The sequence below is a fragment of the Chryseobacterium contaminans genome (assembly GCF_001684955.1).
Lineage (GTDB): Bacteria > Bacteroidota > Bacteroidia > Flavobacteriales > Weeksellaceae > Chryseobacterium > Chryseobacterium contaminans.
In genome coordinates this window covers 53786-74829 of record NZ_MAYF01000312.1, presented here as the reverse complement: position 1 = coordinate 74829, position 21044 = coordinate 53786, and the positions used below count along the sequence as shown (strand labels likewise).

The following is a 21044-nucleotide window of genomic DNA, read 5'->3' as shown; positions in this document are numbered from 1 at the left end:
AAGTCTCTAGTTTAGCCTTTTATTATATTTGTTTTAAATTCATATGCAGAATATTTTCCTCGTTTTTCGTAATACACCTTTCAAAATGATTTATGTAAACTTCTCCATATTTCTCTAGAAATTTTGAATAAAGGCTATTATAAAAATTTCGTACTATAAAAGACACAAAGCACCAAGGAGTTAAAGGTTGACTTAAAGGAATTCTGCAATTTTTATGTTGTCCCAAGGTTAAATGGCTAAAAGGATGAGATACATCTTGAAACTTTTCTACATCCGATTCGTAATCAAATCTTATAGGCACAGGTAATATATTTTTCATTAACATATCTGAATAAAGAGAATCATCTTCATACAGCTCAGAATATTCATCATATGCAAGCAAATATGGAGATGGAAAATAACATAGCCTGTGCTTTATCAAATCGTTATTAACATTGAAAGAATACATAAGTTGAATTATAGCACCATCTAAAAGTTTACAATTAAAATTTTTTTGTTCGATCATAACATTATAAATTTCCTTATAATCAATGTTTTTAAGAGCTATACTATGATCGAAGTTTCCTGATATATACAAATAATTATCTACTTCTGAAGGGAAGTGCTGTTCAGAACTTAAACCCAATTCTATTAAAATAGATGTAAGCTTACTTATCTCAATAAAAAACTGCTGTTTACTCATTTAAAAGCCTTTTTAGTTCATCTAATAAGTTAGCATCTAAATCTTGCAAATAAATTTTACCACTTTTTAAACTTTCAGCAAGTTCACTTAGGCTTTTTTCTTTTGCTTGGATCAACTTTCTTTCGTCAAGCGTCATATCACGATTAACAATATTCATATTTTCTCTTTCTTCTGCTGTAGGATAGTCGAATTTTAATTTAAAACCTAGATCTTTAACCTCATTAAATTCTTCTACCAGCTTATTCATTTCACTACCATAACCACAAACCCTAAGCCATGCTTTACTTCTTGTCATAGCGGTAAATAAAATATTCCTTTTCTTTGCTAATTCGTAACCACTATAACAATCTTGTGCATTAATAACATAAACCATTGCTGCCTCATTACCCTTTGCTCTATATATTCCAGTAAAAGTGATTGTATCTTCTTCATAAAAAATATCAGGAGAACTTGAAACCCCTGCCAAACTTGAGTTTATGCCTTCGCTAAATAATTTTGATCTAAATTCTCCTACCACATTTTTTGTAGTTAGAGGATCAGGGTTAATAACTATAATATCATCTAAACGCAACTCCTCTTCTTTAATATTTTTAATAATTTCAGAAACAACATAATTAACTTGTTCATCATTATTTTTAAATTCTTCAAATATTATTAGATCATCTTCATCACTATGTTTAGAAAGAAAATCAGGACTGCTTTCATCATTTCTTATCAAAGTAACTTCATTACCATCAGCTAAGACCCCTTCATCAACTTTATAACCTACATCTTCCCATAGCTTTGAATTTTCAAACATCTGAACTAAGCCATCTTTTCTGTAAATACCAAATCCTAACGCATGCGCACTTGTTAAAATTTCACGAGAATTACGATAACATTTATACAAAATAATATCTTGCAATGGCTTTCCTGGTTCATTAACTAATCTAACAATAGGATTTCCTGCAGTATCATAGCCAAAAATCTCCTCTGGAGCTGGCATACTTTTTTTATTTAGAGATTGTAACTCATCATAGGCATAAACTAATCTTTTTGGAGCTTTCAAAATATTGTAACAGATAACTAAAAAATCCTTGGAGAAATCCTGTGCTTCATCCACTACTATCAGATCGTATTTTTGTTTAAAAACGCTTATATCAGCTATAGCTGTTTTACACACAAAATCAAATTCACGACCATAAATGGAAGTTTTCGCTTTTGCATCGTTAAAATCTAAATAATTAATACCATGTTCTTTACATACATTATAATAAATACCTTCTTCACGAGAATTTCCCCAAGCGTGAATTATATCAATTTTTGTCCAATCAGGTTCAGAGCTACTATGTTCAATAACGAACATATTTATAAGTTTGCGAAATTGCTCTTTTAATGATCTTGTATTAAAAGTTACTGCTATTTTCCAGTTAGGATTTTTAACATGCAAATAAGCAACTTTTAAAGCTAGAATAATAGTCTTACCTGATCCTGCTAAACCTCTAATTCTTTGTACACCTTCAACCGTTTCTATTACAGCTCGGCTTTGCTGTCTGTCAAGATTCGCTATTGAATCCTCTAATTTTTTTAATTTACCACCTCTAGAATCTTCATATATTACATATTCTCTGGATTTACCATTCCTAATAGATGTAATTGATTGAACAGCAGACAAAAGGGGAGTAAAAAAAATTTCGTCCCAAGTTAGTTCAGTTATATAATTTTTAAAGTTTTCTAAATCTTTAAAAAGATGATAATCTTCATCAACAATGTCTGCTGAAGCTCTAGGTGCATATGTAACAGTATTAATATTAAAACCTAACTTTCTTCTATGAGTCAGATTACTATCTAGAAACAATTTAGCATTTAATTTGTCATAATTCTCATCCTGAATATCTCTGAACAATTCATTAACATCTTCATTATCCCCCTCTAATAAATTAATTGTTATTAATCCATGATGTTTTAATACCATTAAACAATCTATTTGGTAACTTCCCCTATTGGTTCCGATAATTGGATAGCCTATATACAATACTCCATCAAAATCATTTTTATACTGTTCAAAAAAGTTTGCTAATTGGCTAGCTGCAACAGGCTTCGAAGTTAAATCTCCTCTAACAATAGTTAAGCTACTCATAATAAATGTCTATTTAATTTATTCAAATTTAACTTAAAAAAATATTACTATGCAATTTTGCCAACACAATAGGTTTTCTTATTATCTCAAATAAGAATTAAATTATAAAATTACATACCAAATAAGGTTTTATGGTTTTCCGTAAAATATTGATTAAAAAAGTTTTGTATATTTAAAAAAACTTAATAGCCAGTGACTCCATTTAATTCACAAAAAATAATTACGCAAAAAATTAATGAAGCTGAGCTTAGTACATTTTTTGTCGGATTTGATATTAATGATACAGGTGAGATCCAATATAGGATTAAACCATTAATTGAAAAATTAACGCATGTGATCCACGAATTTGCTTTTGGATTTCATGAGGGCGAAAACACTGATAATACTGAAATTTTATCTAAATTAATTGAAGCAGCCCAATCAATTTATAAGATTGATGCATTTCAAAAAGTGAAAGATCTCTATCAAGATGGAGAAGGTCTCGCTGACGATGTTGAGGACAAATATCTAAGACGAGGTGAATTTGGCGAATTGATTCTTCATTTATTACTCAGAGATTTCCATAATACTATTCCATTATTATCAAAAGTCTATTTCAAAGATTCATTTGGTCACGCAGTACATGGATTTGATGCGGTTCATATTGAACCAAACACAAAAACGCTTTGGTTAGGAGAGTCAAAACTTTATAAAGATGGTAAAGCTGGTATTAGGGCTTTAATTGCTGATATAGAAGAACACTTTAAAAGTGATTATTTAAATTCTGAATTTTTGATTATATCAAAAAAATTGAAGCATTTTGATAACATTCCCGAAAAAGACTACTGGATTGATTTAATGAATAAGTCAACAAAACTAGTTGACCAATTGACATCGATTAATATCCCATTACTTTGTACTTATACTTGTGATTTATTTACATTACATTCTGATGAAGCCAGTGACTCTTTTGTTGAAGATTATATTAAAGAAATGAGAGAACTCAAAAAATATTTCGATGAGAATAACAATCATCCACTAAAAACAAAACTTAACATCATTCTTGTTCTATTTCCAGTTCAAAATAAGGTAGAGCTTGTTAAGGGATTACATAAAAAACTTTCATTAATGCAACAATTAGGAGAATGATAGAAGATTTACTAACTGATATAGCATCTAAAGAGCTATTCAATTTTGAAGAAACTTTTTTGATATACAAACGTTGTTCTGAATTAATAATTGAAGAAAAAGAAAACGCTCAAAAATTATTAACCAATATTCTTGAATCCAAAGAAAAATTCGACTCAAGTTTGAATCAAATACTAGCTGATTTACTTGAAGCTGCTGGATTCTATCCTTACATAAAAAAGGAGAACTTTAAATTGAATTCTACCGATGCTCTCATTAGAGAAATATATCATTATTCAGATAATTTAAACAAATTTCTGCATGAAGATCAGAAACATTTACTATCGTTATTAAATACAGATAAAAATGTAATTGTTAGTGCACCAACAAGTTTTGGAAAGAGCTTATTAATTGAAGAATTTGTAGCATCTAACAAATTTAAAAATATAATAATAATTCAACCTACTTTGGCTCTACTTGACGAAACTAGAAGAAAGTTAAAAAAATACGATCAATATAAATTAATTGTAAGAACATCCCAAGAGTCATCTGTAGAAAAAGGTAATATCTATCTTTTTACTGCCGAAAGGGTAAATGAATACAAAGAGTTCCAACATGTAGATCTAATAGTAGTTGATGAATTTTATAAGTTGAGTTCAAAGAGAGACGACGAAAGAGCTGATTCATTGAATAATGCTCTTCATTATATTTTGAAAACATACAATAGTAAATTTTATCTACTTGGGCCGAATATAGATCGAATATCTGAAGGATTTGAAGAGAAATTTAATGCTATATTTTATAAAACAAAATCTTCGTTGGTTGATGTAAAAAGTGTCGATATTTATGCCGAACATAAAGAAAAGTTTGACATGCCTAGGAAATACAAAGAGTATAAAGAACAAGTATTATTTGATTTATTGTTGGAAAACCAACACCAGCAGTCAATCATTTATTGTTCATCACCAGCAAGAGTAAGATATCTTTCAAAAAAATTTCACACTTATCTGATTTCTAAAAACATTCAAAAAGAAAATGAAGATTTAGATATTATTGAATGGATTAAAGAAAATATATCTCCCGAGTGGAGTTTGATTGATTTATTAAAATACAGGATTGGAATCCATGATGGTGCATTGCAAAAGCACATAACAACAACAATTATCGACTATTTTAATACTGGCTTATTAAACTATCTGTTTTGTACAACAACAATTATTGAAGGAGTAAATACGAGTGCTAAAAATATAGTATTTTTTGATAGTACTAAGGGAACCAATACAAGAATTGATTACTTTGATTATTCCAATATTAAAGGTCGCGCAGGCCGTTTAATGATACATTATACAGGAACCGTGTATAATTTCAATCCAGTCCCTCCCAATGAACAGATCACCATTGATATTCCTTTTTATGAGCAAAATCCTATTTCAGACGAAATATTAATCAATTTGGATGATGAAGAAGTTATAGACAAATCATCTGATCAATATAAAGCAATTAGACAAATCCCTGAAAATGAAAGAAACATAATCAGGGATAATGGTGTTCAAGTTTTTGGACAAAAGAATATCATTAACCAATTAAGATATGACGTAAGAACTAAATATCATTTAATAGCTTGGAATAGATATCCAACTAAAGAACAATTAACCTACGTTCTAACATTAGCCTGGGAGAATTTATTAAAGCCTACTGAAACTGTAAAACCAATGACTTTGAAAGCACTTGTGGCTGTAACTCAAATCTACGGTTTTAATCAGAGTATTTGGAATTTAGTGGAGAGTACTTTTGATTATTTAAAGACATTGCCAAAATTTAAGGACCTTTCTGACTCTGAAATAAGAGATGAAGCCATTAGACAAAGTTTTCAAACATTAAAACACTGGTTTGAATATAAAGTTCCCAAATGGTTGGCCGTAATTGATTCTTTACAAAAATTCGTCTGTTTAGAAAGAGGTCTTCGTCCAGGCAATTACAATTACTTTGCAAGTTTAATAGAAAATGATTTTCTAAGAGAGAATTTAACTATTTTATATGAATTCGGCATGCCAAGCTCAGCAATTCGAAAACTCGAAAAATTAATTTCAGCAGATATTTCTCAGGATGATGTGATTAAAATAATCAAAGACAAGAAACTTTTTAATAATGCTGTGTTTATTGCCTATGAACGAAATAAGCTTAGTGAAATATAATTACTTTAAAATAAATAGACTGATAACCTATGTAAATACAAATTACTCTTAATATATATTCCGATTTTGTCCATTCTGTATCACTTTCAAAAACGCAAAACTATACCTCCGAACCACCCTTAATTAAAGTCCAAAACTTACTCACAAGCAAATCCTGTAATTCCTGCTTTATAGTATCTAATTGGTATTTTTCAAGTAGATTAATATACTTTGCTCTTAGATCATAGTAGTAGCTACGAGATTTACTGTTTTTTATTTCCCGCCAAAAATGAGGACTTTTGCCTAGTTCAAAAAACTTTTTTTCTTCCCCGCGGATTTCCTGTGTTGTGAAACTGTCGATAATATTTATTTCATCAAAACGTTCCAGAAGAAATTTAAACAGTAATTCCAGTCGACTTTTCTCATAAATATCCTGAATTGTATAGATTCCAAATCTTTTTTTCAATAACTTACTGTCGGTTATCTTAATTTCCACCCTCAATAAGTGATAATCCAATTTGTACTGTAACCCTTTATCGTACATTTTTACATAGTATTCATTGCGGTTATACTGTTTGTATGACCCTTTGTTTTTAAAGGTATCGTGTTGGTTAAATTCGTCAAAATTGAACATCAAAAAGTTATTTTCAAGCATTTGCTTAGGACTTAGAGAGGTTCGGATGTTCAAGCCAAATTCAAGATTAGTTACTTTGTAATCCAAAATATCTTCGTTCAGATCTTTCTGAAGCTGTTGTAAAGCGGTTAAAATATCGCCGTAAGAAAAATCGGTGTAGTTGCCAGTACCCAAATCGTTTTTTAGGTTAAAATAGGTATGTATGGAGTTTTTGACAAATGCTGATTTTTCCGTAATTCGAACTTCAATATTTTCAAAACGTCTATAACATGGGTATTTCGGATCTTTATTAAAATAATCATACGAGCATTTTGTTTCACAATCAAGAAAATCGTATTTAATTCTATTTTCCAAAGGTTCTTTTGTATTTGTGTATACTTTTATAAAGTCAATCATATTTTGGTATTTTAATTAAGGCACGGTAAGGACTATCACAACTGTTTTACTGTGCCTTTGAGTTATTGTTATAAAAAGATTTTTAGTTGATTTTTGCGTAATTGCGTGTGCGTACGCAGGGTTGTAGCGTGCAGTAGTAAAAAGATTCAGCCTTTCTAAAGCCTTGTATCTTTGTGTACAAGGTTTAATCTTCGAATATAAATACAGCATATTTAACATTAGGCTGTTGAGAAGCAAAATCTTTAACTTTACCCTCGTCTTTTGTCATGATCAGGCATTCAAATTCATTGGTATTTAAAAGATTTTTAGCTTCATTATAATCCCGCACAAACTTCAACACGGGTGTTTCAGATTGTAGCGTTTCTGTCTGTAGCGTGGCTATTTCTTGATCTAAATTAATTTGTACATCCTTTGTTTTTTTCTGAACTAAATTATACGCAGAGGTAATACTCAATTCCTCTAGCAACATTCTTTTGATAATATCCTCCAAACCACTATTAAGAACCTTTTTATATCTTGAAACAGTTGTTCTACCAACATTGGCAATTTTTGCTATTTCTAAAAGTGTATCTACTGGTTTTTCTATGTTATTGCCCTTACCTGCATCAATAAGATTAACTTTTGCAATTTGTTGTATTGTTTCCTCATGCAAAAATGCAAGCTGTAGCTTTTGTATTTGTGTAAGATTCCTTCTTTGACATTGGTTTTTTATCATCCAAAACTGAACATCAGAAAGAGTTTGGAAATTTTCTTTGATTTCTTTCGCAGGAACATTCGGTATTTCTAATTCAATACATGTTTGCAATCTTACATGCCCATCAATAACCAATTTTATATTATTAACCGTAGTAAATAAAACTGGATCGTGGATTCCGTTTTTTGCGATATCACTTTTTAATAGACTATATCCCTCTGGATCTGAAATTGTTAAATAATTTTGTAGTTCTAAAATTGTTGTTAAACCTGCATAAGTATTGTTAACATTATAATTTTGACCGAATAATTGAATTGTATTTGACATGACGTTGATATTTTAAATTTGACACAAGAGATACCCACACAATACTCTAAGTGTGCTTTGATTAAATATTAAAAGCGTGGTAAATAGTTAAGAAATGATTTGGGGTTGTCTAGAATTTCCCCATAAAGTTGTTTTAAGATGCTTGTTTCAGTTTTGAAAATACTTCATCTTTTGAGTAATACACTCTTTTGCCGATTTTGGTATTTTTTAATGTACCGTCATTATTCCAATGAAACAAGGTTGTAAAACTTGATAACGAGTACAATCGTCAAAAGAATGCCCGTGGTAGTATCCGGAGTAATAAGAATATTTCCCGGCAATAATATTAGGATTTCTGAATATGGTCTTTTATGATTTGGCCTTTAAAAGGACTTTCAAAGAAATTTTTCATTTTTTAGCTTTTAAATATAAGAAACGAGTAAAGAGAACAGCTATAAGCCATTCTTTTAAGAAAGATGATTTATTAATTCAAAAAAGCTAACGTATTAATTTCATAACAAACAAAATATAGATAAAAATGACAGTCCTTTCATTCTTTTTGGCTCTTAAAAAGACAAAACTCAGTCTTTTTCAAACATTTTGTACATAAAATAAATCAATACATCAGAAAATAAAAATTAAACCACTCTAATACAATCAAATATAAATAGCTGAAAACTAAAAGACTAAACTTATAAGATCTAAAATGAGAGTACTCTATCCACAAAAAAGACTAAAAAAATGTTTTATCGTCAAGAATTTTATATATTTGCACCATCTAACAATTAAAAAAATAATTTACTATGTCAGACATTGCATCAAGAGTAAAAGCTATCATCGCTGATAAGCTTGACGTTGAAGAAACAGAAGTAACTCCTGAAGCTAGCTTCACTAACGATTTAGGAGCAGATTCACTAGATACAGTTGAATTAATCATGGAATTTGAAAAAGAATTTAACATTCAAATCCCTGATGATCAAGCTGAAAAAATTACTACTGTAGGACACGCTATCGCTTACATCGAAGAAGTAGTAAATAAATAATATTCTTCAACAAAAAAAGAAATTAAACAAAGTTTATGGAATTAAAAAGAGTAGTTGTAACAGGTTTTGGAGCAATAACACCAATCGGAAATAATGCAAAAGAATACTGGGAAAATCTTGTAAAAGGTGAGAGCGGAGCCGCTCCGATTACTCTTTTTGATGCCACAAACTTTAAAACCAAGTTCGCATGTGAAGTGAAAAACTTCGATCCACTACAGCATTTCGATAAGAAAGAGGCTAAAAAAATGGATCGAAACACTCAACTAGGACTTGTTGCAGCTAGAGAAGCAGTAGAACATTCTGGTATTATTGAAGGTAATGTAGATAAAAACAGAGTTGGTGTAATTTGGGGCTCCGGAATCGGAGGTCTGGAAACATTTGAAACGGAAGTTTTAGGATGGGCTAATACGGAAATTCCAAGATTTAACCCGTTCTTTATTCCTAAAATGATTGCAGATATGACTCCTGGTCAGATCTCAATTGAATATGGTTTCCACGGACCCAACTATACAACAGTATCTGCATGTGCTTCTTCAGCTAATGCTATAATTGATTCCAAGATGCTTATCCAATTAGGAAAAGCGGACGTTATTGTATGTGGAGGCTCAGAAGCAGCCGTTACAGCAAGTGGTGTCGGTGGATTTAATGCAATGATGGCACTTTCTACAAGAAATGATGATCCAAAAACAGCTTCAAGACCTTTTGATAAAGACAGAGATGGATTTGTACTGGGTGAAGGAGCAGGATGTATTGTTCTTGAAGAATATGAGCACGCTGTAAAACGTGGTGCTACAATTTATGCAGAATTATTAGGAGGTGGTATGAGTGCAGATGCATATCATATGACTGCTCCGCATCCTGAAGGCCTTGGCGCTTATCTGGTAATGAAAAACTGTTTGGAAGATGCAGGTTTAACTGCTGATGAAGTAGATCATATCAATATGCATGGTACCTCTACTCCATTAGGAGATATCGCAGAATCCAATGCAATTTCTAAATTACTGGGCGAGCATGCTTATGACATTCAGATCAATTCTACAAAATCAATGACAGGCCACCTTTTAGGAGCAGCCGGTGTTATTGAAGCTATTGCTGCATTAGGAACAATTATTCATGGTGTTGTTCCTCCAACCATTAACCATTTTACTGATGATGAAAAGATAGACAGCAGACTAAACTTTACGTTTAATACAGCTGTGAAGAAAGATGTGAAAGTAGCCATGAGCAATACTTTTGGATTTGGCGGGCATAACGCTTGCGTTCTATTTAAGAAAATCTAAATTCAATGAATGGAGTTACAGAAATACTTTTCTAAATTCCTTCTCAAAAAAAGAAAAAGACAATTAACGGAAAGAGATTATTTCCTCAGTACCGAACTTAGAAAAGTTCTGGGTACAGAGGTACAGAATATTGCTCTTTACCGCGAAGCTTTTTCTTTAAAAAACTCTTCTAAAAATCAAGACAGTAATTACGAAAGGCTTGAATTTTTGGGAGATTCTGTTTTGGGTACAATTATTTCTTGTCATTTGTTCCAAACCTATCCTCAGGCTAATGAAGGATATTTGACACAAATGAAATCCAAGATTGTTAATAGGAAAAATCTTAATAAATTAGGCGAAGACCTTAAGCTTACGGATCTTCTGCAAAAGCAGAATAATTCTTCGGCTCTGGGTGAGAATATCTCCGGTAATTTGTTTGAGGCCCTTATCGGTGCCGTTTATCTGGACTTTCATTATGAAACTTGTAGAAAGATCATTCTGGAAAAACTTCTGACGCCTTCCGAGATTAACAAACTTGAGAACAAAATTGTCAGCTACAAAGGTCTCCTGCTCGAATGGAGCCAGAAGAAGAAGGTAAATATAAAGTACGAAACCTGCGAGGAAATACAGGCCAACAAGGCAGTCATGTTCCGTTGTCATGTATGGCTGGGAGATGAAAAAATTGCTAATGCTACAGAAACCTCCAAGAAAAAAGCTGAAGAAAAAGCAGCACAGAGGGCTTTTTATATTTTAAATAAAAAAGAAAATATACTTGGAAATTCAAAAACTTTATGATCTGGATGATATAGAATTTGAAGATATTGCCATAGGATTGGTAAGATTAGCAAAAGATATACCCGCTCACGAGTTTTTCTATAAAATCAATCAACTTAACAATCTCAGTTTTTCAAGAAAAAAAGACCTGGTCTTTCATGGGGATTATTATGATTATTTTTTTCCAAGATTTGAGGCCTATCACAAGTTTTCCAAGACCTGTTTCACCTTTATTTCCAATAAATCTTCCGAAAGTAAACAAAAAAAAGTTCAAACCGAGCTCTTTACAGAAGAAGAAAACATTAAATTTTTATTAAATAATCAGGTAGATGTAGAATATATTCTGCATAGTTCGGAACAGTTTCCTGATTTTTCCGTAATTTTGCTCCCTGAAAATCTTGTTTTTCCAATTCAAGATTATACACTGAGTTCTGAAGAGGAACTTTATCAAATTATCCAGTATTATGAATAAGTATTTAAAGAAGACAAAAATTATTGCAACACTAGGGCCTGCTTCATCATCGAAGGAGGTAATGTTAGATCTGATGAAGGCGGGTGTTGATATTTTCAGAATAAATTTTTCCCATGCAGATTACGACTTAGTTCGAAAGAATATTGAAATAATTAGAGAACTAAACAGCGAGTACGGTTATTCAGTGGGTATTTTAGGAGACCTTCAGGGTCCTAAACTAAGAGTAGGTGTCGTAAAAGAAGGATCTTACCTGAATCCAGGAGACATTCTTACCTTCACGAATGAAAAGATGGAGGGAGATTCTACCAAGGTTTACATGACTTACCAACAGTTTCCACAAGACGTAAAAGTAGGTGAAAGAATCCTTATTGACGATGGTAAGCTTGTATTAGAGGTTACTGAGACTAATGAAGTGGACACTGTAAAGGCTAAAACCATTCAAGGGGGACCTCTAAGTTCAAAGAAAGGAGTTAACCTTCCTAATACTCAGGTATCTCTTCCTGCATTAACAGAGAAGGATATTCAGGATGCTAATTTCATGCTTGATATGGAGGTAGACTGGATTGCACTTTCTTTCGTACGTCATGCACAGGATATTATTGACCTGAAAGAATTAATTGCAAAACATCCAAATGGTAAATTCAAAACTCCGATTATTGCGAAGATTGAAAAACCAGAAGGAGTTAAAAATATTGAAGAAATCTTATTGGAATGTGACGGACTAATGGTTGCCCGTGGTGATCTAGGTGTTGAAGTTCCAATGGAAGAAGTTCCTGCGATCCAGAAAAACCTGGTAGAGAAAGCAAGATTCTACTCTAAACCAGTAATCATTGCTACTCAGATGATGGAAACAATGATCAACAGCTTAACGCCAACCAGAGCGGAAGTAAATGACGTTGCGAACTCTGTATTGGATGGTGCTGACGCGGTAATGCTTTCAGGAGAAACTTCTGTAGGTAGATACCCGGTACAGGTAGTAGAAAATATGGCTAAAATTGTGAAAAACATTGAAACCACTCATTTCTACCAGCACAAGAACGAACCTATTGAAAAGGACTATAACTGTATCGATGAGAGATTCATTACAAACAGGGTATGTCTTGCAGCGGTAAGAATTGCAAAAACTACTAATGTTTCTGCTATTGTTACGTTGACACATTCAGGATATACAGCTTTCCAGCTTGCAGCACACAGACCAAATTCTCACATCATTGTATACAGTGGTAACAGAAGAGTAATTACAATGCTGAACCTTCTTTGGGGTGTTCACGCTTATTATTACGATATGAAGAAGTCTACTGATGAAACGATTATCCAGGTAAATATGTTAACACATAACTACGGGTATATCGAAACAGGCGATTTCGTAATCAATATCAACGCAACACCATCATACGAAGGTGGTAAGACTAATACGTTGAGATTAACCACAGTATAAGCAATAAGCAAAATTACTTTTTGTCAAAGCATAAAAAACTCCCGGAAATCAATTTCCGGGAGTTTTTATTTATTATAATGCATAAAGAGTTAACTCGATATATCTAATAAAGGCAGTATGCTATTCTTAATGAAACTTAGTGAAGTGAAGAATCTCAGAGGTTCCTCAGAATAACATTGAGAGAATTTAATTCCCTATAATGGTTTTTGCGGTTACAAACTCTTTTAAAGCATGTAAAGACAGCTCTGTTCCATATCCTGAAGCCTTAGAACCACCAAATGGAAAACGCGGATCAGAACTTGTCATTCTGTTGATATTAACCGTTCCTGATTCAAGGTTTTCAATAAAGAATAACTGACGGTCTTTATCTTGAGTCCAGACTGAGTTTGAAAGTCCGAAAGGGATATCATTAGCAATTTGTAATGCTTCTTCTGCAGTTTTAGCAACCATCACCATTCCAAGAGGACCAAAAAGCTCCTCTTTTAAAATTGGATTACCTTTCTGAACCCTGATTAAACCAGGTTTAAACTCATTGTCTGAAACCCTTTCCAAAGGAAGAATGATTTCCGCTCCATTTTCCAACGCTCTGTTGAACTGAGCTTCCAATTCATCAGCCAGATCTGGTCTTGCCATTCCTGCTAACTTTGTTTCTTTATTGAAAGGGTCTCCGATTTCGTATTTTTTATATTCTTCGATGAAGATGGGTAAAAACTGTTCCTCGATTTTTTCGTCAATAATAAATCTTTTCGCTGCTGTACAGGTTTGTCCACAGTTTTGAAGTCTTGATTTTGCTCCGGCTTTTGCTGCTTCTTCAAGGTCTCCATCTTCAAAAATGATAAATGCATCACTACCTCCAAGCTCAAGCAAAGATTTTTTGATATTCAATCCAGCGATAGAAGCCACTTCTCCTCCTGCTTTTCCACTTCCTGTAAGGCTTACTCCTTTTACAGCATCATGCTCAAGAATTTCTTTTACAGCTTTGTGGCCTACTTCAAGATTCTGGAACACTCCTTCCGGGAAGCCTGCTTCCAAAAGAACTTCTTCAATAGCATTTCCACTTCCGAAACAAATTGAGGCATGTTTTAAAACCACCGTATTACCTGCCAATATTGCAGGAACTGCAAACCTCAACACTTGCCAGAAAGGGAAATTCCAGGGCATTACTCCTAAGATTACTCCTTTTGGAGCGTAATGAACTTCAGAATAAGTAAATTCGGATTGTATTTTTTCAGGCTTTAAGATATTTTCAGCATCAGCATAATAATTCATCATTAAAGCACATTTCTCCACCTCAGCAATAGATTCCGAAATGGGCTTATTCATTTCAGTAGTAATGATCCTTCCAAATTTCTCTGAATTATTCTTTAATATTTCTGCGGCTTTTGCGATTAACTTCTGCTTTTCTTCAAACGGCACTTTTCGCCACACTGAAAACACTTCGTCTGCTTTAATAAGCTTGTTTTCAATTAATTGTTCCATAATATAATTTCTGTTTTAAATTCAGCTAATGAATTTATGAGCGCTTTTATTTTAAAAGCACGATAAGGTCAGCAAATTCTATTCCTTAAGGGTCAATAAAAGAATGATTTTCTCTATCGGAAGAATATAGCTTTATCTTAAATCATTAGCCATTCATTCACCAGACAAGCTGCCAGTCTTGCCGTTCTGTCCTGAATATCGAACGACGGGTTAACTTCTGCTACGTCCAGTGCAACCAGTTTTTTGTTTTTTAAGATATGCCTGTAAAAATGCATAAAGGTTGCATCTGCAAAGATACCATTATATGCTGAAGCTGAAACCCCCGGAGCGATAGATGCGTTAAAAACATCCATACAAATAGTGAGATAGGCAAAATCTACATTCTCCAGCAGGTCATCAATACGCTGATAGACAGATGGAAGATTTTCAAAGAACAATTCATCAGAAAGGATATATTTCATTCCATATTGATGGGCGGTATCAAAAAGTTTTAAGGTATTGGAATTTCTCTGAATCCCGATGTGCAGTGAATTGATAGGCCCTTCCTGAGCAATTTGCCAGAACCCTGTTCCTGAGCTTGGCCCTATTCCTTTTTCCGGCTGTCTGTTATCAAAGTGGGCATCTATATTGATAATTCCTATTTTTTGTTCCGGAAAGGCTGTTTTAATGCCTAAATAATGAGCATAGGTCACTTCATGCCCTCCTCCCAAAACAAGAGATTTTCCGCCCTTTAAAAGAACTTTTGAAACATTCTTCGCCAGGTTATTCTGAGTATTCTCCAGATTACCATCCTCACAGGTGACGTTTCCAAAATCCAGCATAGAGAAATCAGGAAGAATCACAGGAAAATTAGACATATTCTTCCGTATCACATCGGGAGCATCCTTAGCGCCCTGACGGCCTTTATTCCTTCTGACTCCTTCGTCCACGGCAAAGCCATGCAAAACGAAATCATTCGGTAAAATATTGTCGTAATTCTGTTCTTCTTGTACTCTCTGAAATAGCCTGTGGAAAAGAAGCTCTTCCCCATCTAATCTACCCTGCCAAATATTTTGAAACATAATCCTTTAAAATTCAATTTTAGTCACATCATTCTATCCAGTAAAGCTAATTAATATTGTTTAGATAAAAAAACTCCTTTTATACATTCTACAAAGAATTTAGGATCAGTTACAAAACATGGGAGCTATATAAAAAAACAGCCCATCTGAAGAGAAAAATAATCTTATAATTTACTCTTTTTAAATTACATTTTCATTTTTTTTAACGCAAAGATTTATTATAAAATGCTTATATCTTAAGGAAGCTAATAATCTCGACTTCGTTGCTGATGAAGCTTTATGGTAATACAAACGCTTCGTAAGAATCAATTTCATTGATTCACTTCTTTGCTCCCTAAAAATACCACAGTATAAAAATAGAACTTCGCGTTTATAAAAAACACTTATTTTTTACTACGAATTCACTAATTTATTTTGATATAATATTTAGTAGATATTCTTTTTGTGACGAAAGGAATAATAATTCGATGGCTAACTATCCGCTTTACGTTTTGAACTGTTCCAGATAATAGTCCTTTTTTAGGCTTTATTTTCATTCGCATTGCTGCTGATAAACATTTCATTTTGTTCTTCAGAAATAATTTCCAAAAAGCGTTCGTAATGTTTCAGAACGTCGGAGATTAACTCATTTTTGGTAAAATACTGCACATCATATCCTTCTCTTCCATCCCCGAAATAGGATCTTGGATAATGGATTTTATTATCATTCAGATCCGGAAGGTTTTCTTCATTGATGATATATTCAGAAACTGTTTTTATTTTATTCTCCACACCATATACAAAGTTATTAACAACTCCCTGATGAATTTCTATTTCTATTCTGACAGAATTTTCATGATGATTGATTTTGGCTTCAATTCCGTTAGCTGCAAATTCCTGCTGGAGATCCGTAAAGGCTTCTTTTGCCTTCACCTTGATAAAACGGTCTACAGAGGCATTATCTTTAAAAGAAACGATATTTTTTAAGCGTTCTTTCCAGAATTCACCCGACCACGGCACTGTAGATTCTGAAAAGCTCCTCTCATAATATTTCTGATCAATGGATAATCCTTTCATCAAACTTACAATAAACAGGATCACTACGATAGAAAACGGCAACGCTGTAATTAGAGTCATACTTTGAAGCGCCTTCAAACCACCTACGTTTAACAATAGAAGAGAAAGGACAGCAAGTAAAACACCCCAGAAAACAATTTGCCATTTGGGAGATTTGCTCGCATTTTTAGTAGCAATGCTGTTCATCACAAAAATCCCTGAATCTGCTGAAGTCACAAAAAATATCAGGATAATCAAAATAACAAAGAATCCAGTAAATTCGGATAAAGGCAGATAATCCAGGAAACGGAACATTAAAGCATCCGGATCTGATGCAAACTGACTTAACTGCCCGTTGGCAATATTTAAATCAAACCAGATCGCACTGTTTCCAAATACGGACATCCAGATAAAGTTGAACAGTGTTGGAAGTATTAAAACCGCTAAGATAAATTCTTTAATAGTTCTTCCTTTTGATATTCTTGCAATAAACAATCCTACATAAGGAGACCATGAGATCCACCATGCCCAATATAAAATCGTCCAGTCATAAAACCATGGTAAAGCATTTTTCTCATAGACATGGGTATTGAAAGTAAGGTTAAAAAAATTGTTGATATAATTTCCCAGTCCTTCTGTAAAACTTCCAATCAAATAAACTGTTGGTCCCAATATCAAAACAAAAAGTAAAAGACCAATTACACTGATGACATTGATATTACTTAAAATTTTCACTCCTTTCCCCACTCCGGAAATGGCAGATATAACAGAAAGAGCAACCAAAGTAACTACAATGATGATCTGATAGGTAAAGCTATTTTCGGGCGTAATATGGAGAATATTCAGTCCGGAACTAATCTGTACCACTCCAAAACCTAAAGTTGTTGTGATCCCAAAGAACGTACAGCAAAGTGCAAAAACATCGATGGCATTTCCCCATCTCCCATTGATTTTATTCTTTAACAATGGATAAAAGCAGCTTCTTAAAGAAAGTGGCAGCCTGTAACGGTAGGCAAAATAAGACAAAGACAGCCCCACTACTCCATAAATAGCCCACGCGTGAATTCCCCAATGGAAAAAGGTATAGAGCTGCGCCTGCTTTGCCCGACTTACATAATGATTATCTGCAAAAACTTCTGAGGAATAATGCTGCATAGGTTCTGCTACGCTGAAATAAATCAATCCAATCCCCATTCCTGCCGCAAAGAGCATAGAAATCCAGGAGAAAAAAGAATATTCAGGTTTACTGTCATTAGCACCCAGCTTTATATTGGCATATTTACTGAACAGCAGATATACCAGGAAAATAACAAACAGCGTTACAGACCATACATATACCCAATTTAAATTGATAAATATGAATTGTTTAATCTCATTCAGGATATTTTCAGTCGGTTTGGGATACACTGCTGAGAGAAAACAGGTACCTATAATAAATATCAAACTCGGAATAGTGACCCCTTTGTTAAAAGTAGATCTAACATTTTGAAAATTCATCTTTTATATTTTCGTTTATAGTATTGACAAGTCTTCCTGGTACGGGATATAGCTGTAAAAAAGTACTGAGAAAAAAGAAAATATCCAGGTTTTCCGGATTCTCCGGTGCACTTAAGAACTATAGAAAAATGCGTTATTGATCTAAAAATCAACGCTAATTGAAGCGCAAGATAAGAAAACTTATAGAGAATATGAAAAATATGAAGGACTTTATGATTTTGACTTCCTCCAATTCAAGTTTATTATTGGAAATGTTTTTACTTTAAAAAATGGTAAATTTTCCCGCAGATTTCGCTGATTACACAGATGATTGAAAACATTATGATTTTTTTAAAACGCAAAGTTTCTAGCTTTTATATCTATGATTTTAGGAGCAAAGATGGAATCAATTTCATTGATTCTTTCTAAGCGGATGGATATTCATTCATAAAAAATGTGGATAACTTTATTCTTATCCACATTTTCTATTTTTTAAACAGCATTGTTGTAATACTTAAAATACTGCCAGTATTTATCTTTAAAGATTCTGAATGAGGTGTTGTATTCAGGATGATTATCTTTTATGGTTTTAAAAACTTTAGAGATCTCTCTGAAGTCTTTCCCTGCAAAATAGCTTTCTTTGATGTTATCTGCTGTTTCACGGCCTATATACAGATATCCTTTCTCTTTCAGATCTTCAATAGCTCTATCTTCAATCTCACCTAGTTTTTCAAAGTCTTCTTTTTCAGGAAGACCATCATTGTTCTCTCCGTTATAATGAAATTTCAGCACTGAGATCCATGGATAGGAAGCTTTTGCATCATAATTCAGTAGAGGAAGATTCATACAGGCGATAAGAGGCTTTTCATTGTTCAAAGAAGCTCTGAGAATTGAAAACTGTTCTTCCATATCAGCTCTCTTTACACTTTTATACTTTTCTGTAAATTCTCTTTCCCTCCACAAAAGGAAATCTTTCAGCTTTTCAATAGGAACAAGCTCTTTTTGAGCCTGATCTCTTCCCACTACAGTAAAAGTATCAATCTGCGTGGCGAAATTCAATTCTCCTAAAAAACTATCTAAGAAAATACAGATTCCTGTAGTGACAGCATCTTTATTTTCAACATTACCATCGTACACAAAAACCAGGTCAATCTCATCAGGATATTCTTCCTGTTCATTGGAATAGAAAAAAATATTCTCTTTTGTAAATTGGTATTCGCCCATTGTAACATTTACTTTTTCTATATCCTGAGCTGGTTTTAAAGAAGTAAATTTCCAATGATCCAATTGAGGAGCTGCCGCAATAAGTTCTTCAATAAAAACAATATTACTAATTTCTCCGTCTGCTGTAAGAATTAATTCTGCGATGGAATCATCACTCATTCCGGTCAGAAAATAATAACCTTTATTGATTTGGTTAAGCCTTGGACCAATCTCATCAAAAAAGTCTTTTTCGATAGCATCCTGGTCACCTTGTTCAACAATTTTATAGAAATCTTGTTCCTTTGTTAAAAACCAATTCCAAAAACCTCTATAATCAAGCTTTTCTTCCAATTGCTTTCCTTCCATTTTGATAAGCTTTATGTTTTAATCAACCTGTTTTCCATCAATATAAACGTGTTCAGCCTTCAGGCTTCCCTGATTATATAAAACATTCTGGAAATTATTGGTTTTAAAAGTCACAAAATCGGCTTTCTTTCCTGCTTCAAGCTTTCCTCTGTCTTCTAAGTTAAGTGCATAGGCTGCACGATAAGTCATTCCAGCTAATACCTCAGCGGTTGTTAACTTTTGGAATGTAGCTAAAATCGAAGCCTGAGTAATTAAATTCCCCATAGGTGCTGATCCCGGATTCCAGTCACTTGCGATGGCTACAATAGCGCCTGCATCCAATAATTTTCTTGCAGGTGTAAATTTTTCACCCAATCCTAAACTTGCTCCCGGAAGCGCTGTTGCTACAGTATTGGATTGTGCAAGGAAGTCTATATCTTCATCAATGGTTGCCTCCAAATGGTCTGCTGATTTAGCTCCCACTTCTACTGCAATTCTTGAGCTTCCAGGTGTAAACTGGTCTGCATGAACGGTTATTTCAAAACCTAAATCTTTAGTTTTAAGCAAAAACTCTTTACTTTCTTCAGGCTGGAAGGCTGATTTCTCAATAAAAATATCTACACGCTTTGCCAGGTTCTCTTCTTTTACTTTCGGAAGAATTTCAGTAAGAATATAATTCAGGTATTCCGGATTACTGCCTTCAAAATCTCTTGGCTTTAAGTGAGCGGAAAGACAGGTAGGAACTAAAGTTGCCTTTGTGGATTCCTGAGCTTTTTTGATAATACGAAGCATTTTCAGTTCGTTTTCCACATCTAATCCATAGCCGCTTTTTACTTCAATGGTTGTAATTCCAAGTTTTACAAGGAAATTGATTCTTTCCAACAATGTTTTCAATAATTCTTCTTCTGAAGCATTTCTTGTGTGCTGTACTGAACTCCAGATTCCACCACCACTTTCAGCAATTTCCAGATATGTCTTTCCTGCATTACGCATAGCGAAATCGTTAGCACGGTTTCCCCCAAAGCAAATATGGGTATGTGAATCTACAAAAGCAGGAAGAACTACCTGTTCTCCTTCAATGGTTTCTATTTCTATTGTTGGGTTTTCATTTTTTAAAGTTTCAAAATCACCAGTTCTCTGAATGGTATTATTTTCAATTAGTATTCCTCCATCAACAATAATTTCTAACTGCTCATCAGTAAGTTTTCCTCTTAACGGAAGATTGGCAAGTGTTACAACCTGCTTAAATGGGCCTATTAATTTCATTTATTTAGGTTAAAGGTTAGAAAGTGAATGATTTCTGTCTGCGATTCCAATCAAGTAAAGGATATGCTCAAAATCAAATCA

At 33.2% G+C, this 21044-nt stretch carries 16 protein-coding genes and 1 pseudogene; 7 read left to right on the top strand and 10 right to left on the bottom strand.

The window, feature by feature from the left end:
* Window positions 1-22: 22 nt before the first annotated feature.
* Entirely contained in the window at window positions 23-682 is a 660-nt protein-coding gene (locus tag BBH99_RS16040; protein WP_066697950.1) for a DUF2290 domain-containing protein, read from the bottom strand.
* A complete protein-coding gene (locus BBH99_RS16035; protein WP_066697947.1) occupies window positions 675-2801 on the bottom strand; it encodes a DEAD/DEAH box helicase in 2127 nt (708 codons plus the stop codon). The genes BBH99_RS16040 and BBH99_RS16035 overlap by 8 nt, the downstream gene beginning before the upstream one ends.
* 192 nt (window positions 2802-2993) lie before the next feature.
* On the opposite strand from BBH99_RS16035, the gene BBH99_RS16030 reads away from it, so the two are divergent.
* Both BBH99_RS16030 and BBH99_RS16025 read left to right on the top strand, forming a co-directional pair.
* Complete coding sequence (locus BBH99_RS16030; protein ID WP_066697944.1) at window positions 2994-3929, top strand: HamA C-terminal domain-containing protein; 936 nt, start codon at window positions 2994-2996, stop codon at window positions 3927-3929.
* Window positions 3926-6103 carry a DEAD/DEAH box helicase gene (locus tag BBH99_RS16025; RefSeq protein ID WP_066697941.1) on the top strand — a complete coding sequence of 726 codons (2178 nt, stop codon included), beginning with the start codon at window positions 3926-3928 and terminating at the stop codon, window positions 6101-6103. Before BBH99_RS16030 ends, BBH99_RS16025 begins: the two co-directional genes overlap by 4 nt.
* A gap of 100 nt (window positions 6104-6203) precedes the next feature.
* On the opposite strand, the gene BBH99_RS16020 is transcribed toward BBH99_RS16025, so the two are convergent.
* The 3 genes and pseudogenes from BBH99_RS16020 to BBH99_RS22815 form a co-directional block, all read right to left on the bottom strand.
* Entirely contained in the window at window positions 6204-7112 is a 909-nt protein-coding gene (locus BBH99_RS16020; protein ID WP_066697938.1) for a hypothetical protein, read from the bottom strand.
* A gap of 184 nt (window positions 7113-7296) precedes the next feature.
* Entirely contained in the window at window positions 7297-8133 is an 837-nt protein-coding gene (locus tag BBH99_RS16015; RefSeq protein ID WP_066697936.1) for a ParB/RepB/Spo0J family partition protein, read from the bottom strand.
* Between the two features lie 252 nt (window positions 8134-8385).
* Window positions 8386-8524 (bottom strand): annotated as a pseudogene (locus tag BBH99_RS22815) (type B chloramphenicol O-acetyltransferase); the annotation flags it as partial.
* A gap of 391 nt (window positions 8525-8915) precedes the next feature.
* Here BBH99_RS22815 and BBH99_RS16010 point away from each other — a divergent pair.
* From BBH99_RS16010 to pyk, 5 genes are read left to right on the top strand one after another with little or no spacing between them, the layout of a single operon-like run.
* The gene (locus tag BBH99_RS16010; RefSeq protein WP_002976354.1) at window positions 8916-9155 is read left to right on the top strand and encodes an acyl carrier protein; all 240 of its coding nucleotides are present in this window, start codon (window positions 8916-8918) and stop codon (window positions 9153-9155) included.
* 35 nt (window positions 9156-9190) lie between these two features.
* Window positions 9191-10435, top strand: coding sequence for a beta-ketoacyl-ACP synthase II (gene fabF, locus BBH99_RS16005; RefSeq protein ID WP_066697933.1), 1245 nt, complete (start codon window positions 9191-9193; stop codon window positions 10433-10435).
* 9 nt (window positions 10436-10444) lie between these two features.
* Complete coding sequence (gene rnc, locus BBH99_RS16000) at window positions 10445-11209, top strand: ribonuclease III (RefSeq protein WP_066697929.1); 765 nt, start codon at window positions 10445-10447, stop codon at window positions 11207-11209.
* On the top strand, window positions 11187-11660 hold the full coding sequence (locus tag BBH99_RS15995) for an IPExxxVDY family protein (protein ID WP_066697926.1): 474 nt from the start codon (window positions 11187-11189) through the stop codon (window positions 11658-11660). The genes rnc and BBH99_RS15995 overlap by 23 nt, the downstream gene beginning before the upstream one ends.
* Complete coding sequence (gene pyk / locus BBH99_RS15990; RefSeq protein WP_066697923.1) at window positions 11653-13098, top strand: pyruvate kinase; 1446 nt, start codon at window positions 11653-11655, stop codon at window positions 13096-13098. The genes BBH99_RS15995 and pyk overlap by 8 nt, the downstream gene beginning before the upstream one ends.
* A 186-nt stretch (window positions 13099-13284) precedes the next feature.
* Here pyk and BBH99_RS15985 read toward each other — a convergent pair whose 3' ends face one another.
* From BBH99_RS15985 to hutI, 5 genes are all read right to left on the bottom strand, one after another.
* A complete protein-coding gene (locus BBH99_RS15985; RefSeq protein WP_066697920.1) occupies window positions 13285-14577 on the bottom strand; it encodes an aldehyde dehydrogenase family protein in 1293 nt (430 codons plus the stop codon).
* 137 nt (window positions 14578-14714) lie between these two features.
* A complete protein-coding gene (hutG, locus tag BBH99_RS15980; protein WP_066697918.1) occupies window positions 14715-15638 on the bottom strand; it encodes a formimidoylglutamase in 924 nt (307 codons plus the stop codon).
* A 519-nt stretch (window positions 15639-16157) separates the two neighbouring features.
* Window positions 16158-18170, bottom strand: a complete 2013-nt coding sequence (locus BBH99_RS15975) for a BCCT family transporter (RefSeq protein ID WP_066697916.1) — start codon at window positions 18168-18170, stop codon at window positions 16158-16160.
* Between the two features lie 471 nt (window positions 18171-18641).
* A complete protein-coding gene (locus BBH99_RS15970; protein ID WP_066697914.1) occupies window positions 18642-19718 on the bottom strand; it encodes a DUF695 domain-containing protein in 1077 nt (358 codons plus the stop codon).
* Window positions 19719-19736: 18 nt separating this feature from the next.
* Window positions 19737-20963, bottom strand: coding sequence for an imidazolonepropionase (gene hutI / locus BBH99_RS15965; RefSeq protein WP_066697911.1), 1227 nt, complete (start codon window positions 20961-20963; stop codon window positions 19737-19739).
* Window positions 20964-21044 lie beyond the last annotated feature (81 nt).